Consider the following 14,819-nt stretch of genomic DNA (forward strand, 5'->3'; position numbering starts at 1 on the left):
CTCCATGGAACGTCTGGAAAAACTCTGGCATAGCACCGGCCTTTATCACATGGAGCCGGGCCAGGCGCTGATGATTCTGGTCTGTCTGGTGTTGTTGTACTTGGCGATCGTGCGCAAGTTCGAACCGCTGTTGCTGCTGCCGATCGGTTTTGGCGGGCTGCTGGCGAATATTCCTGTGGCGGGGCTGGCCGAATCCGCAGTCAGTCAGGCACTGCATCTTGGCAGTGCCGAGGTGGTGGCGGGCATGGCGCAGCTGCTGGGCATGGATGCAGAAGCGGGCACGCGCACACTGTACAACGCCTACCATGCGGCGGAGCCGGCACTGCGCAGCCAGTTGCATGAACTGGCGCTGGATGCCAATTATACCGACGGCCTGCTGTACCTGATCTATGAGGTAGGCCTGGCGACCGGCGTATTCCCGCTGTTGATATTTCTCGGTGTTGGCGCGATGACGGATTTCGGTCCGCTGTTGGCAAACCCGCGCACGTTGCTGTTGGGCGCTGCGGCCCAGTTCGGTATTTTTGCGGCCCTGATCGGTGCGCTGGCACTGAACTATATGGGGCTGGATTTTTCCATCGCTCAGGCGGCGTCCATCGGTATTATCGGCGGTGCTGACGGCCCCACGGCGATCTACGTGACGGCGCGTCTGGCGCCGGAACTGCTGGGTGCTGTGGCGGTGGCCGCCTATTCCTATATGGCGCTGGTGCCGCTGATACAGCCTCCTATCATCCGTTTGCTGACCACGAAAAAAGAACGCGAAATTCGCATGGAGCAATTGCGCCCGGTCAGTCGAGCGGAGAAAATCATCTTCCCGATTCTGTTGTTGCTGCTGGTGGCGCTGGTGCTGCCTGACGCGGCGCCGCTGCTGGGCATGTTCTGTCTGGGCAATCTGATGAAGGAATCCGGCGTGGTCAGCCGTCTGGTGGATACCACCAGTAATGCGTTGATCAATGTGGTGACTATTCTGCTGGGTCTCGCGGTGGGCGCCAAGCTCAGCGCGGAAGGCTTCCTGGTGCCACAGACGTTGGGGATTATCGTGCTGGGTCTGGCGGCCTTCTGCATCGGTACGGCCAGTGGCGTGCTCATGGGCAAGCTGATGAGCAAGCTTTCGCGCACGCCGATTAATCCGATCATCGGTGCCGCCGGGGTATCCGCTGTGCCCATGGCCGCACGTGTGGCCAACAAGGTAGGTCTGGAGGCCAACAACCAGAACTTCCTGCTCATGCACGCCATGGGTCCGAACGTCGCCGGTGTCATCGGCTCCGCAGTCGCAGCTGGCGTCCTCCTCAACTTTGTCGGTTAACGCATCGCGCGCAGCCAGAAAAAAGGCGCCCTCGGGCGCCTTTTTCACATTCTCCGGGAGCATGCAGGATCTGCGTAGGGTGTGCTGAGCAAAGCGAAGCGCACCACTCTCCCAATCAACCCATCAACTCCCTACTTCTCAACAAACGCACGCTCAATAACATAATGCCCGACTTCCCCCCCGCGGGTCTCACGAAAGCCGCGTCCATCCAGTAACGCACACATGTCCTTGAGCATGGACGGGCTCCCGCAGAGCATGAAGCGATCATGCTCAGGGTCCATATCCGGCAGCCCGATATCACTGAACAGCTTGCCGTTGTCCATCAGTGTCGTCAGGCGACCCTGGTTGTGAAATGGCTCGCGTGTAACGGTGGGGTAGTAGATCAGCTTGTCCCGCACCATCTCACCGAAGAACTCGTTGTCCGGCAATTCGTTCTCGATCACATCCCGATAAGCCAGCTCCGACACATGGCGCACGCCATGGGTCAGGATGACCTTGTCGTACTGCTCATAAACTTCCGGGTCCTTGATGATGCTCATGAAAGGCGCGAGGCCGGTACCGGTGCTGAGCAGATAAAGATGGCGCCCCGGCAGCAGATGGTCGGTGACCAGCGTACCGGTGGGCTTGCGGCTGACCAGCACTTCGTCGCCCACCTGGATTTGTTGCAGGCGCGAGGTCAGCGGGCCGTCCGGCACCTTGATGCTGAAAAACTCCAGCTCTTCCTCGTAATTGGCGCTGACAATGCTGTAAGCGCGCAGCAGCGGACGCTGTTCGACTTGCAGCCCGATCATGGTGAAATGCCCGTTCTTGTAACGGAAGCCCGGATCGCGGCTGGTAGTGAAGCTGAACAGGGTGTCATTCCAGTGACGTACGCTGGTGACGGTTTCGGTGTTCAAGTTCGACATGCCTGACGCTCCTGATAAAAGTGGCGCAATCAGCCTGTGCAAACGGCCGTGCGGACAGGGTGAAACGGTACCCCATGGCCTTTGATCGGTAAAATGGGATATCCTGATATCCTTTATCGTTAAAAACGATTAATGAGATGGGGCGATGAGGACCGCTTATGCGTTACACCCTGCGGCAACTGGACGTATTCCTGGCCACCGCACGACTGGAGAACATCACCCGCGCGGCGGCGAGCCTGGCCATGTCGCAATCGGCGGCCAGCGGCGCGTTGCGGGAGATGGAGCAGCAATTCGGCATCGCCCTGTTTGACCGCGCCGGCAAGCGGCTGCGGCTGAATGATCTGGGCCGCGCCTTGCTGCCCCGTGCCGAGGCGTTGCTGGAGCAGGCCAGGGAGCTGGAGGAGATGCTCTCGGGCCACAGCGAGGGCGGCGAGTTGCGTGTCGGGGCGACCTTGACCATCGGCAACTACCTCGCGGTGGGCATCATGGCGCGATACATGAGTGATGTGCCTGACGCCCGGGTGGTGCTGGAAGTGGACAACACCGAACACATTGCAGACGCCGTGCTGCATTTTCGCCTGGATGTGGGGTTGATCGAGGGGGAGTTTCATCACCCGGAACTGGAAGTGACGCCCTGGCGTGATGATGACCTGATGGTGTTTTGCTCCCCCGAGCATCCGCTGGCGAACCGGGCGGCGCTCTCGGCTGTGGGACTCTCGGATGCAGTACTCTCGGATGCAGACCTGGAGGCGGCCACCTGGATTCTCCGGGAGCCGGGTTCCGGCACCCGGCAGACCTTCGATCGTGCGATGCATGGTCTGTTGCCGGGGTTGAATGTACTGCTGGAGCTGCAGCACACTGAAGCGATTAAACGTGCGGTGGAGGCGGGGTTGGGTATTGGCTGCCTGTCCCGCGTCACGCTGGCGGAGGCATTCCGCCGGGGTAGTCTGGTGCCGTTGCCGGTGCCGCATCGGGATTTTTCCCGGCGTTTCTACTTTGTGCTGCACCGGCAGAAATACCGTAGCCGCAGTATCACGCGCTGGCTTGAACTCTGCACCGCCGCAGCACAACCAAACATCACACCCTGACCGGATACCTTGCCAGTGGATGCCGAAATTATTGTACTGGGCGCCGGCTTCGCGGGCCTGAGCGCTGCCGATGCATTGACCCGGGCCGGCCGCAACGTGCTGCTGCTGGAGGCCCGTGATCGGGTGGGTGGCCGCACGCTCACGGAACATTACGGCAATGACCTGTGGCTGGACCTGGGCGGCCAGTGGCTGGGCCCCGGGCAGACGCACATGTATGCGCTGGCAGCACGGTTCGGCAAAACGGTCTGGCCGATGTATGTGGCAGGCCGCAACGTACTGTATGTGAACGAGCGCCGGCGCACCTATCGGGGCCCGATTCCCTGGCGCGTGTCTCCCTGGGCGTTGGCGAATATCGGCTGGGGGTTCCTCCGGCTGGAGCAACTTGCCCGTCGTATTCCGCTGGAATCGCCCTGGGAGGCGGCGAATGCGGCAGCGCTGGATGCCCAGTCGGTCGGCGACTGGATGCGGCGCAATCTGCGCAGTCGCGTGGCGTTCGATGTACTGCGGGTGGCGGTGGAAAGTGTGTTTGCCGCGCACCCGGATGACATCAGCCTGCTGCATGCGCTGTTTTATGTGCACAGTGGTGGCGGGCTGATGTCGTTGACATCATCCCGCAATGGCGCCCAGCAGGACCGGGTGTCCGGCGGCCTGCAGGGGCTGGCGGGCGCGCTGGCCGCCGGGTTGCAGGAGCAGGATGTGCCGGTGCTGCTGGAACAACCGGTGCTGTGCGTGGAGCAGTCCGGCAGCCGAGTCAAGGTGCATACCCCCGGGGGCGTGTACGAAGCCGGGCGCGTGATCTCGACCTTGCCACCGGTGCTGACAGCGCAGGTGGATTTTCGGCCCGGCCAGCCGACCGCGCGGGCACAATGGTGTGAGCAACTGACGCCGGGGCGGGTCATCAAGTGTTTTGCCGTCTACGACCGGCCCTTCTGGCGCGAGGAGCGGCTGTCCGGTTCGGCGATCAGTGATGCGCCGCCCCTGCATGTCGCGTTTGATGCCACGCCGCCGGGGACCGAGCAGGGGATTCTGATGGGCTTTATCGAAGGCCGCGCCGCCGAGCAGTGGGCACTGGCCAGCGTCGAGGAACGGCAGCAGGTGGTCACCGCAGCGTTTGCCCGCTTCTTCGGTATGCGTGCGCGCCAGCCACGGCGTTATCTGGATCATGTCTGGGCCAACGAGACCTGGTCCAGAGGCTGCTATGCGGGGGTCGCGCCACCGGGGCTGCTCAGCCGCCTGGGCGCATCGGTGCGCACGCCCCACGGCCGTGTTCACTGGGCTGGCACGGAAACGGCCAGCCACTGGAATGGCTACATTGAAGGCGCGGTGCGTTCGGGACTGAGGGCCGCCGAAGAGGTCCTGCAGGCCAGCATTTGACCCTCGTGCCGGTGTCATTGATGATCATGGCTGACTTATTACTCTGGACACAGCGACCCGATGGCGCGCCTGCACCCCCGTCTTGAAGATGCCTTGCCGTTATTGCCTGCGGACCGTCCGATTCATCTGCTTACCCGTCATTCCGTGAGAGAGCTGGCCCGCAACGGCTTTGCCGATTACCGGTTGCCGCTGACCCCGGAAGGCGTGGTCATGGCCCGGGATTGGGGCCGACGCTTGCCGCGTGCGGTGTCTGCGTTTTACTCCAGCCCGGTCGGGCGCTGTGTGGATACGGCAGTGGCGATGCATGAAGGGGGAAGGGAAGCCGGGCTGGTTGGTGATCAGTTGCTGCTGGATCACGAACCCTCCCTGGTAGAGCCGGGCTGCTATGTTCAGGATATCGAGCGGGTGGGGCCGCTGTTCTTCGAACTGGGTGCGGTGGGCTTCGTCAACCGCCACCTGCGCGGTGATCTGCACGGTGTGCTGACGCCGGAGGCCGGGCTGCGGAAAATGAGCGAATACCTGTTGGCCCGAGATCCCGCACCGGGTGCCATGGCGGTGCATGTCACCCATGACACGATTCTGGCTGCCTTTGTTGCCGGGCTGATGGCGCGCAGCGCTATCAGTGACCGGGACTGGCCCTGGATGATGGAAGGCCTGTGGCTGTGGTTTGACGACGATGTGCTGCACTGGGTATGGCGTGGTGAGCCGGGGAAGCGGGCTACCCTGGCGGGCAGCCCGTAAGGCCGATACGGCCCTGATCCACGCCGATCAATCAGCGTAGAACAGATATTCCAGCATGCGCTCTTCTGCAGTACGCCCACTGCTGCCATAGAAGCCGTCAGCCGTGTGGAATGTGCTGAAGAAGACCTGCCCCGCATTATCCCCGTGAGGGAAGCGCAGCGTCAGTACCCTGTCGCCACTCAGGTCCGTGACCAATGGTGTGACTGCCGGATCATCTGGCGTCAGCACATCATCCCCGTAACCGGTCAGCCAGAAGCGGCCATTGTTGTCCACGCAGGCGTTGCCGTTGCCGCAGGGCATGGCGCGCAGCCAGTCGCGCAGCGCACTGTCCGTCACCTGCACTCTGTCCCCATCAACGCCGTCGACCATGAAGTTCTGGCTGACATAGCTGTAGAACGGCTGTGTTACCCACTCACTGGACAGATCTGTAACGTAGAGCAGCCCGCCCTGGCTCACAAACTGCGCCAGGGTATTCTCCCAGTTCAGCACATCATAGGGCGGTGGCGCGTCGCAATTGACGTACAGGATGTCGTAGTCCATCAGCGGCAGCTGGCCGCCGGCCGTTGGCGTGAACAGGGTTTCGAGGTCCGGATAGTCTTCACCGATGCCCCCATATTGCCGGGAGCCGATATACAGATCGAAGGTTTCGCTGCCCAGCCAGTCTGGCTCCTGACAGACTCCCGGCATGTCACAGATGTCGTAGCCCTCTGTCATTGCCATGGCGGTGCGCGGCTGTGCATCTTTGCGGTGAGTGTGCGGATGAGTGTGCTGGCCAGCTACTGGCATGGACCTGGTCAGCGCTACACTGCCTGTGCCCGGATTGCTCGTCATGCCAAGGTGTATCAGCACCTCCTCGATCTGATCGTATACGCCAGTGACCACGGCGATGCGCGGTGCGCCGCTGGCGGCATCGGCCGGGAAGGGCAGGGCGCCGATATAGTCACCCAGTCCGTCGGCGCTGGCCTGGCCCGCCCACTTGCCCTTGAAAAAAGCGAGCGGCAAGGTATCTGGCGCGGGGTCCAACTCGCCGAGCTCAAGCACGAAGAAACCGTGCTGATCCGTGCAGCCCCAGGGGCCACTGCCCGGCGGTGGCGCGGCACAACCGGTCTGCGCGCTGCGAGGTGCAGGCAGACTCAGGCCGGTGCCGGTGCCGTCGTAGTAAACCGTGACCCCGGGTATGGGTGTTTCACCATTCGGTGCGGTGATCTTGCCGCTGAGACCTGTTGCACCCGGTTCGGGTGGGTCCGCCTGATCGGGACGATCAGTCGAGCCGCCCCCGCCGCCTCCACCACCGCCACAGGCGGCCAGCAACAGCGCGAGTAGCCCTGGCAATACGCTAACGGTCATGTTTTTCATGATGGGAATTCCGTTCAATGTCGTCCTTGTGTCTCCCCCGGGCCACCCGGCCCCGGAACCGGTTCTTTAATGCCACAGGAGGCCTGTGCGCTTCCAGTAACGCGGTCACAACATCATAATTGCCGGGGCAACTGTATTCCATGTGGTTGTGGGGCCGTCCGCCACAGCGGCTGCGGGCTGCTTGAAAAGCCTGAATATGCCCTCATCATCACGTCAGGTCGGGTAAGCTTCACAACGCTCTGGTCTGCCAGTCCGTCGCAAGGGGTATCTTTTGACAGCACTTTCCATTCGTCACCTCAGCAAGACCTACGCTAACGGGGTTGAGGCGCTCAAGGACATCAGTCTGGATGTGCGCAAAGGTGAGTTTTTCGCGTTGCTGGGCCCCAATGGCGCCGGCAAATCCACCACCATCGGTATCGTCAGCTCGCTGGTGAACAAGAGCGGCGGCGAGGTGACGGTGTTTGGTCACTCGCTGGACACCGAGCGCGGCAAGGCCAAACGCCTGATTGGCGTGGTGCCGCAGGAATTCAACTTCAACCAGTTCGAAAAGGTCTTCGACATCGTCGTGACCCAGGCCGGGTTTTATGGCATCCCTGCCGGGCAGGCCCGTCAACAGGCGGAAAAATATCTGCGCAAGCTGGGCCTGTGGGACAAGCGCGACAGTGCAGCACGGCAGCTCTCCGGCGGCATGAAGCGCCGCCTGATGATTGCCCGGGCGTTGGTGCACGAACCGGAACTGTTGATTCTGGACGAGCCCACCGCTGGCGTGGATATCGAGTTGCGCCGCTCCATGTGGGATTTTCTGACAGAGCTGAATGGCCTGGGCAAGACCATTATTCTCACGACCCACTATCTTGAAGAAGCAGAGTCCCTGTGCCGACGGATCGCCATTATTGATCATGGTGTCATCGTCGAGAACACGGACATGAAATCGCTGCTCGAGAAGCTGCAGGTGGAGACCTTCATTCTGGATCTGGCGGAGCCGGTGACAGAAGCGCCAGCGCTGAACGGCTTCGAGGTGCGCCTGCGTGACGAGCGCACGCTGGAAGTGGCGGTGCCCAAGAGCGAAGCACTCAACAACGTATTCCAGCAGCTGGCGGCGAAGGATATTTCCGTGATGAGCATGCGCAACAAGGCCAACCGCCTGGAAGAGCTGTTCCTGCGGCTGGTGGAACGTAACCTGCCCGGGGAGTCGCAGCCATGAGCCTGCATCAGCAATGGGTGGCGTTCCTGACGCTGGTGGTCAAGGAGATTCGCCGTTTTCTGCGAATCTGGCCGCAGACGCTGCTGCCGCCCGCTATCACCATGGCGTTGTACTTTGTCATCTTCGGCAACCTGATCGGTAGCCGCATTGGTGAGGTGGGTGGTTTCGATTACATGCAGTACATCGTGCCCGGCCTGATCATGATGAGTGTGATCCAGAACAGCTACGGCAATGTGGTCAGTTCGTTTTATGGCACCAAGTTCCAGCATTCCATCGAGGAGATGCTGGTGTCGCCCATGTCGTCGGTGGTCATTCTCAGCGGCTACGTCGCCGGCGGTGTTGCCCGTGGGCTGGCGGTGGGCTTTATCGTCACCTGCCTGGCGCTGTTCTTTACCGACCTGCGCCCCGAACATGCCTGGATTACGCTGTTGGTCGTCTTGCTGACGGCGATTCTGTTTTCACTGGCGGGATTCATCAATGCCGTGTTCGCCAACAGTTTTGATGATATCTCCATTATTCCGACGTTTGTGCTGACGCCGCTGACCTATCTGGGAGGCGTGTTCTACTCTCTGGATCAGTTGTCCGAATTCTGGCGCGGTGTGTCGCTGCTGAATCCGGTGGTCTATATGGTCAATACCTTCCGCTACGGGATTCTTGGTGTCAGCGATGTCAATGTGGCCGCGTCCCTGGGCGCGGTGTTCGTGATCACTGCCGGCATGTTCTGTTTCTGCCTGTGGCTGCTGCACCGCGGCACGGGTATCCGGCACTGATGGCTTTGCAGGCCTCACATATAAAGAGAAAGCGATGACAAACCCCTATGGCGATATCCCGCTGGGCCAGCAGACCGATTATGTGGATCACTATGATGCCGCACTGCTGAGCCCGATTCCGCGATCGCTGGCGCGTGAGGTACTGGCGTTGCCTGCCGGGGCATTGCCGTTCAAAGGGGTGGATGTGTGGAACGCCTACGAATTGTCCTGGCTGGATCAGCAAGGCAAACCGGTGGTGGCGATGGCGCAGATCACCGTACCCTGTGACAGCGACTGCCTGGTGGAATCCAAATCCCTGAAGCTCTATCTCAACGGTTTTGCCAATACGCGCTTCGCCGGTAAGCAAGAGGTAGCCGGGACGATGGAGGCCGATCTCAGCGCAGCTGCTGGTGGCCCGGTCACGGTGCGTCTGCAGTCGCTGGATGACGCTGCCGGTGAGGCGCTGCAATTGCCCGCCGGGGATTGCGTGGATACGCTGACCGTGTCAATTGAGGGCTTTGATTATGCGCCCGCGTTGCTCGGCACGATGGAAGGGCCGACGCATACCGCGCAGCTGTATTCTCATCTGGTGCGCAGCCTCTGCCCGGTAACACGGCAGCCGGACTGGGCCACGGTCGTGGTGCGTTACACCGGCAAGCCGATTGCGCCGGAAAGCCTGTTGCGCTATCTGGTGTCGTTCCGCAATCACAGCGGTTTTCACGAGCAGGTGGTGGAGCTGGTGTATCAGGATATTCAACGCCAGTGCGCACCGCAGCAGCTCAGCGTGCAGGGGTTTTTCACCCGGCGGGGCGGGCTGGATATCAATCCCTTCCGCAGCAGCGACGACGCACCAGCGCCGATATTGCGCACGCCGCGTCAGTAGCGCCACTGGCATCACCTCCCGTCAGCAGGCATTATGCTGGCTGTCGGGCCCGCGTTGCCCCCTGATCCTGTCTGGAGTCATGCATGAAAAAGTTCTTTGCCAGCCTGTTGTTCCTGGCGCTGCTTGCCGGTTGCAGCAGCGAGCCGCAGCTGGATGCCAGCAGCGAAGAAGCGTTTGAGCAGTCCCTTGAAGCGGTGGCGGCCGAGATGGATGAGGAGCGGCGCCAGGAGTTTGCGGAAGCCCTGCTGATCGTGATGCTGCACAACATCACCCGGGACGACATGATGGCGGCTCAGCGCGATACCCCGCCTGAAGAGATGGCCTCGCCCTATGCCGGGCTGGACAAGATGTCTGCCAAAGATGTGATCGCCGAAGCGCAGAAAATTCGCGACGCAGCGCGATAGACAGGGCGGCCGGGGCTGTCAGAAGCCCAGCGGCCAGCCCGTCCAGAGCCACAGCATCAGCATGATGATCCAGCCGCCAAGCAGCAGCAGGCTGTAAGGCAGCATCATGCTGATCAGCGTGCCGATGCCGGTGTCCGGCTGATAACGGCGTGCGAAGCCCAGCACCAGCACGAAGTACGGCATCAGTGGTGTGATGATATTGGTGCTGGAGTCGCCGACCCGGTAGGCGGCCTGCGTGATGTCGGGGCTTATGCCCAATAGCAGCAGCATCGGCACCAGCACAGGCGCTATCAACGCCCATTTCGCACTGGCGCTACCGATCAGCAGATTCAGCAGCGCCATCATCAGGATCATCGATACCAGCAGGACACTGGCGGGCAGCGCCAGGCCACCCAGAAAATCGGCACCGCGTATTGCCAGTACCAGTCCAATCTCCGACCAGCTGAACCAGGCCACAAACTGCGCTGCAAAGAACATCAGCACCAGATAGCCCGCCAGCATGCGCAGCGTATCTTCCATACTTTCGATCACGCTTTTTCCGTCAGGCAGGCTGCCGCTTGTGCGACCGTAGACGATGCCGGTTATGGCTGCGGCCAGGGCAATGAGGATAACGCTGTGACTGACCAGGGGGCCGGTCATGAGTGCGCCCTCGGCATCCCGTAACGCGCCGCTCTCCGGCCAGGCCAGCAGTACACACAACAATACAAACGCCAGCAGCGCCAGTCCGGCGCGGCGCAATGCCCGATGGTCCGTGCTGTGGTTGTCGTCGGAGACGGTGAGCAGCGTGCCGCCTCGGCTGGCGAGCCAGGGCTCTATCCAGCGCACGGTGACCAGTGTCACGACGCCAACGACAAAGACAGTGGACACCAGCATGAACCAGTAGTTGGCGGTGGCCGTCACGTCAGCCTCGGCGTCGGCGATCTGCGCTGCCGCCGTGCTGATACCGCCGAGCATCACATCCAGCGGGCCCACCAGCAGGTTGGCGCTGAAACCACCGGCCACCGCCGCGAAACCTGCCGCGATGCCCGCCAGAGGGTGGCGCCCTGCAAACTGGAACAGCAGCGCCGCCAGCGGGATCAGCACCACATAGCCGGCATCGATCGCCAGGCTGGACATGACCCCGGCCAGGGCAATCACCGGCACCAGCAAGGCCTGCGGCGCGCGCCGCACCAGTGCGCTCAGGGCGGCCCCGAGCAGCCCGCTGCGTTCTGCAATACCGACGCCCAGCATCGCCACCACCACGATGCCGACCGGTGCAAAGCCGGTGAAGTTGGTGACCGCGCCGGTCAGCATTTCCCGTATGCCGGCGGCGGACAGCAGACTGCGCACCTGCACTATCTCGCCGGAGACAGGATGTGTGGCATCGGTGCCCAGCAGCGTCAGTAATAGCGACAGTGGAAGCAGTAGGGCGCAGAGCAATACGAACAGCAGGGACGGGTGGGGGATACGATTGCCGGCGCGTTCCAGCGCCGACAGCCAGCGTTGCAGCCTCGGTGCGGCTGACATCAGAGCACCACTTCCTTCTTGATGCGCTGAGCGGCCTTGCCCATGATTTCGATGACCCGGCCGACATCTTTCTGTCGCAGGCGCGTGCTGTCGAGATGCAGAGAGAAGCCTTCGGCTTCGGTGTCGACCTGCACCGCATCCCGCGTGCGCAGATCACGGGCCGCACCGGCCAGTGCCCGCAAAAGGCGGTCGCGGTCAAAATTGCGAATGCGTCGCACATCCAGATGCAGCCCGAAGCCTTCCGTCTGCACCGAGACAAACTTGTCGCGCCCCGCCGCATCTGCCTTGAGCTCCTGCACTTCATAGACCGGAATAGGGCGGTTGAAGCCCTTGACCTCTATGTCACCCATGTTGCGACAGATGACGCGATCCTTGACCAGCTCATAGGTGGCTTGTGAAATCAGGATGCGCCCGGCCCGCGCCTGGGATTCCAGCCGGCTGGCCAGGTTCACATCCGTGCCGAGAATGGTGTAATCCATCCGCGACTCCGCGCCGAAGTTGCCCACGGTGACGTAACCACTGTTGATGCCGATGCGAATTTCCAGTTTCTGGGTGATGCCTTCGCGCTGCCAGCGCTGACGCAGCAGCTTCATCTGCCGCTGCATTTCCACTGCCATGGCCACGCAGTTGAAGGCGTCTTCTTTAGAGCCCCGGCTGACCGGGTCGCCGAAGAACACCATCACGGCATCGCCAATGAACTTGTCGATGGTGCCGCCATAACGCAGCGCGATGCGGGTCATTTCGTTGAGATAGCTGTTGAGCAGACCGGTCAGCTTGTCCAGCGGCAGGTCTTCAGAGATATTGCTGAAGCCCTTGATGTCAGAGAAGAACACGGTCAGCCGCTTGCGGCGTGTTTCCAGCTTGGCGTCACGCTTGCCGGAAAACAGCTGCCCCCAGATCTGCGGTGGCAGGTACTTGGCCAGCTTGCGTGACAGATCCACGGCCTGCTTCTGCTGGCGTGCCATATAGGCTTGCGCCATGCGCACATTGCGTGTCTGGTTGAGCGCATACAGCGACGAGCCGCCGACATAGATGCCCAGCCCGACCATGGAGAGCAGATTCAGCAGCACGGGGGTGGCCTCCGGCGGCGTCACCTGCATGCCGAAGATCACCATGCCGATGCCACAGCCTGCACCGGTGAGCAGAATATTCAGCAACCAGGGCCGGATGCCACCACTGGTCACGGCATTGGCGTGCACGATGATCAGCAGCGCCAGCGAGGGAATCAGGGCAAAGTGCAGGGCGGCAATGGTGGTGCCGATGAGCACGGCATCCACCTGCACCAGAATCCGGCTGGCTTCCTGCTGGCGCCTGCCCTTGCGCTCGAGCATGAACGCGATGCTCTGGGCGATCAGCGGATAGGCCAGCAGCAACGCGACCATCAGCATGTACAGCTCGGGATAGAGCTTCCAATAGATGCCTGCGGAGAGAATGATGGCCGCTACCACGAATTCCAGTAGCCGGATGTAGCTGGCCTGGCGGCGTACCCGGGCGTGAGGATCTTCCTGGCGCCGTGGCCGCTTCTTGTTATCGATTGCCGGTTTCATGAGAGCCCGCGTGTCCCGTGTGCTGCAAGCTTAAACCAGTTGGCAGGCAAGTAAAAAGCGCGGTAACGAAATGAGCGTGCTTATTGCGGATACCTGTTATCGCAACAGGCGCAGACGCTGAGGTTGCCGGCGCGTGTCTCATGTACAATGGGCGCCGCTCAGGCATGGACCACGAGAGGTAATTGATGGATGTGATCAGCGCACTGCATAACCGGGTTTCCATCGCCGTGCTGGGTGGTCCGGGCCCGGATCAGGCACAGCTGGAAGTGATGCTGCGCGCCGCCATGCGGGCACCGGATCACGGCGTTTTACGGCCCTGGCGTTTTCTGATCCTCGAAGGCCAGCAGCGCCAGTGGCTGGGCGATGTCTTCGTGGAAGCACGTCTGCAGGACGAGCCCGATACGGATGAAGACGCGCTGGCCAAGCTGCGCAGCAAACCGCTGCGGGCTCCGACCATCCTGGTCGCTGTCGCCGAAACCGACCCGGATAACCGGGTGCCAGTGCTGGAGCAAATCATCGCCACCGGCGCAGCGGTGCAGAACATCATGCTTGCCGCCCACGCCCTGGACATCGGCGCCATGTGGCGCACCGGCGGCATGGCCCGCCATCCCCATGTCAAAAACGCACTCGGCTTTGCCGCCAAGGACGAGATCGTCGGCTTTATCTATCTCGGTACCCCGGCGGGCGCCATCAAACGCGTGCCGGAAGACGATCCACTGCGCTACCTCCGGAGCCTGCCTGAATGACGCCGCTGGAGACCCTCGCCGAACGCGTCCGCGCCGCCATCCCGCTGACCCGACATCTGGCCTTCACCTTGCAGGACTGGCGCAGCGGGCACCTGACCCTCAGTGCGCCGCTGGTCGCCAACGTCAACGACAAGGGCACCTTCTTTGCCGGTAGCCAGGCAGCGCTGCTGACTCTGGGCGGCTGGGCCCTGACCACACTGGAAGGCGAACAGATCGCGGCTCAGGTCGATGTGGTGGCGGCAGATTCGGGCATCCAGTACATCGCGCCATTGAAGGAAAACGCGATCCTGCAGATACACGCTGCAGAAGAGGAGTTGGCCCGCTTCACGCGCCGCCTGAAACGCCGCGGCCGCGCCCGTCTGGCGGTGACCGCCGAGCTGCTCAGTCCCCGGGGCGAAATCGCCACCCGCTTCACGGCCCATTACCTGGCCCGCGACCTGGCTGCCCCGGAACCCGTGGTCGACTAAAGCCCCGGCGCGCGTTGCGATCACCCCCCGACTCGGGTAATCTACGCGCCCTCTGCAGGTGGCCAACCGCCGCGCTGTCAGTTGAAAGTTCCGGTGAGGTGTCCGAGTGGCTTAAGGAGCACGCCTGGAAAGTGTGTATACGTTAATAGCGTATCGAGGGTTCGAATCCCTCCCTCACCGCCAGACACAAAACAGCCCGCGCAAGCGGGCTTTTTTGTGCCTGGCGGTGAGGGAGGTCTTGATTCGAACCCTCCGTTCGACAAGCCGCGCAGCGGCGCAGGACGCACGCAGTGCGCCCCGAAGGGGTGAGCCCGCAAGCGGGCGAATCAATCCCTCCCTCAGGGGCGCAACGCGCCCCCGACGATGGCACCGGACCAGCCAGCCTCAGCTGTGCAGTGCGCTTCGTGCTTTCCATTCTTTGTTGGTTGGGTGGTTGTGGCCCTCGGGGGGCGGGGATGTATTTTCAGGACCCGCCGTAAATACATCCCTGTAGTCTTGTGTTCGGCATCCATGCCTCACACAGTCCTGAAAATACATCCCCGCCCC

At 62.0% G+C, this 14,819-nt stretch carries 14 protein-coding genes and 1 tRNA gene; 11 read left to right on the forward strand and 4 right to left on the reverse strand.

Going from position 1 to position 14,819, the window contains the following annotated elements; genetic code table 11:
• The first annotated feature begins 4 nt into the window (after nucleotides 1-4).
• Nucleotides 5-1,303: a sodium ion-translocating decarboxylase subunit beta gene (locus K8B33_RS12770; RefSeq protein WP_223427081.1), complete on the forward strand. Its 1,299-nt coding sequence runs from the start codon at nucleotides 5-7 to the stop codon at nucleotides 1,301-1,303.
• A gap of 131 nt (nucleotides 1,304-1,434) precedes the next feature.
• On the opposite strand, the gene K8B33_RS12775 is transcribed toward K8B33_RS12770, so the two are convergent.
• Nucleotides 1,435-2,208: a ferredoxin--NADP reductase gene (locus K8B33_RS12775; protein WP_223427082.1), complete on the reverse strand. Its 774-nt coding sequence runs from the start codon at nucleotides 2,206-2,208 to the stop codon at nucleotides 1,435-1,437.
• A gap of 158 nt (nucleotides 2,209-2,366) precedes the next feature.
• On the opposite strand from K8B33_RS12775, the gene K8B33_RS12780 reads away from it, so the two are divergent.
• From K8B33_RS12780 to K8B33_RS12790, 3 genes are read left to right on the forward strand one after another with little or no spacing between them, the layout of a single operon-like run.
• Complete coding sequence (locus K8B33_RS12780; RefSeq protein WP_223427084.1) at nucleotides 2,367-3,296, forward strand: LysR family transcriptional regulator; 930 nt, start codon at nucleotides 2,367-2,369, stop codon at nucleotides 3,294-3,296.
• A gap of 15 nt (nucleotides 3,297-3,311) precedes the next feature.
• Nucleotides 3,312-4,670 carry a flavin monoamine oxidase family protein gene (locus K8B33_RS12785; RefSeq protein WP_223427086.1) on the forward strand — a complete coding sequence of 453 codons (1,359 nt, stop codon included), beginning with the start codon at nucleotides 3,312-3,314 and terminating at the stop codon, nucleotides 4,668-4,670.
• 60 nt (nucleotides 4,671-4,730) lie between these two features.
• A complete protein-coding gene (locus K8B33_RS12790) occupies nucleotides 4,731-5,411 on the forward strand; it encodes a histidine phosphatase family protein (RefSeq protein ID WP_223427088.1) in 681 nt (226 codons plus the stop codon).
• A 27-nt stretch (nucleotides 5,412-5,438) separates the two neighbouring features.
• Here K8B33_RS12790 and K8B33_RS12795 read toward each other — a convergent pair whose 3' ends face one another.
• Nucleotides 5,439-6,767: a carboxypeptidase-like regulatory domain-containing protein gene (locus K8B33_RS12795; protein WP_223427090.1), complete on the reverse strand. Its 1,329-nt coding sequence runs from the start codon at nucleotides 6,765-6,767 to the stop codon at nucleotides 5,439-5,441.
• A gap of 271 nt (nucleotides 6,768-7,038) precedes the next feature.
• Here K8B33_RS12795 and K8B33_RS12800 point away from each other — a divergent pair, with 271 nt between their 5' ends.
• From K8B33_RS12800 to K8B33_RS12815, 4 genes are all read left to right on the forward strand, one after another.
• Entirely contained in the window at nucleotides 7,039-7,971 is a 933-nt protein-coding gene (locus K8B33_RS12800) for an ABC transporter ATP-binding protein (protein WP_223427091.1), read from the forward strand.
• The gene (locus K8B33_RS12805) at nucleotides 7,968-8,741 is read left to right on the forward strand and encodes an ABC transporter permease (RefSeq protein ID WP_223427092.1); all 774 of its coding nucleotides are present in this window, start codon (nucleotides 7,968-7,970) and stop codon (nucleotides 8,739-8,741) included. Before K8B33_RS12800 ends, K8B33_RS12805 begins: the two co-directional genes overlap by 4 nt.
• A gap of 34 nt (nucleotides 8,742-8,775) precedes the next feature.
• The gene (gene queF / locus K8B33_RS12810; protein ID WP_223427096.1) at nucleotides 8,776-9,603 is read left to right on the forward strand and encodes an NADPH-dependent 7-cyano-7-deazaguanine reductase QueF; all 828 of its coding nucleotides are present in this window, start codon (nucleotides 8,776-8,778) and stop codon (nucleotides 9,601-9,603) included.
• 83 nt (nucleotides 9,604-9,686) lie between these two features.
• Entirely contained in the window at nucleotides 9,687-10,007 is a 321-nt protein-coding gene (locus tag K8B33_RS12815) for a DUF6694 family lipoprotein (RefSeq protein ID WP_223427097.1), read from the forward strand.
• 18 nt (nucleotides 10,008-10,025) lie between these two features.
• Here the strand turns inward: K8B33_RS12815 and K8B33_RS12820 are convergent, their stop codons facing one another.
• Both K8B33_RS12820 and K8B33_RS12825 read right to left on the reverse strand, forming a co-directional pair.
• Complete coding sequence (locus K8B33_RS12820) at nucleotides 10,026-11,513, reverse strand: AbgT family transporter (protein ID WP_223427098.1); 1,488 nt, start codon at nucleotides 11,511-11,513, stop codon at nucleotides 10,026-10,028.
• Nucleotides 11,513-13,060: an adenylate/guanylate cyclase domain-containing protein gene (locus K8B33_RS12825; RefSeq protein ID WP_223427099.1), complete on the reverse strand. Its 1,548-nt coding sequence runs from the start codon at nucleotides 13,058-13,060 to the stop codon at nucleotides 11,513-11,515. Before K8B33_RS12825 ends, K8B33_RS12820 begins: the two co-directional genes overlap by 1 nt.
• 185 nt (nucleotides 13,061-13,245) lie before the next feature.
• On the opposite strand from K8B33_RS12825, the gene K8B33_RS12830 reads away from it, so the two are divergent.
• The 3 genes from K8B33_RS12830 (at nucleotide 13,246) to K8B33_RS12840 (ending at nucleotide 14,456) form a co-directional block, all read left to right on the forward strand.
• Entirely contained in the window at nucleotides 13,246-13,806 is a 561-nt protein-coding gene (locus K8B33_RS12830) for a nitroreductase family protein (protein WP_223427100.1), read from the forward strand.
• Nucleotides 13,803-14,273, forward strand: a complete 471-nt coding sequence (locus K8B33_RS12835) for a YiiD C-terminal domain-containing protein (protein WP_223427101.1) — start codon at nucleotides 13,803-13,805, stop codon at nucleotides 14,271-14,273. The genes K8B33_RS12830 and K8B33_RS12835 overlap by 4 nt, the downstream gene beginning before the upstream one ends.
• A gap of 92 nt (nucleotides 14,274-14,365) precedes the next feature.
• Nucleotides 14,366-14,456, forward strand: a tRNA-Ser gene (locus tag K8B33_RS12840).
• Nucleotides 14,457-14,819: the final 363 nt, after the last annotated feature.

This window comes from Alcanivorax limicola (assembly GCF_019931215.1).
Classification (GTDB): Bacteria; Pseudomonadota; Gammaproteobacteria; order Pseudomonadales; family Alcanivoracaceae; genus Isoalcanivorax; species Isoalcanivorax limicola.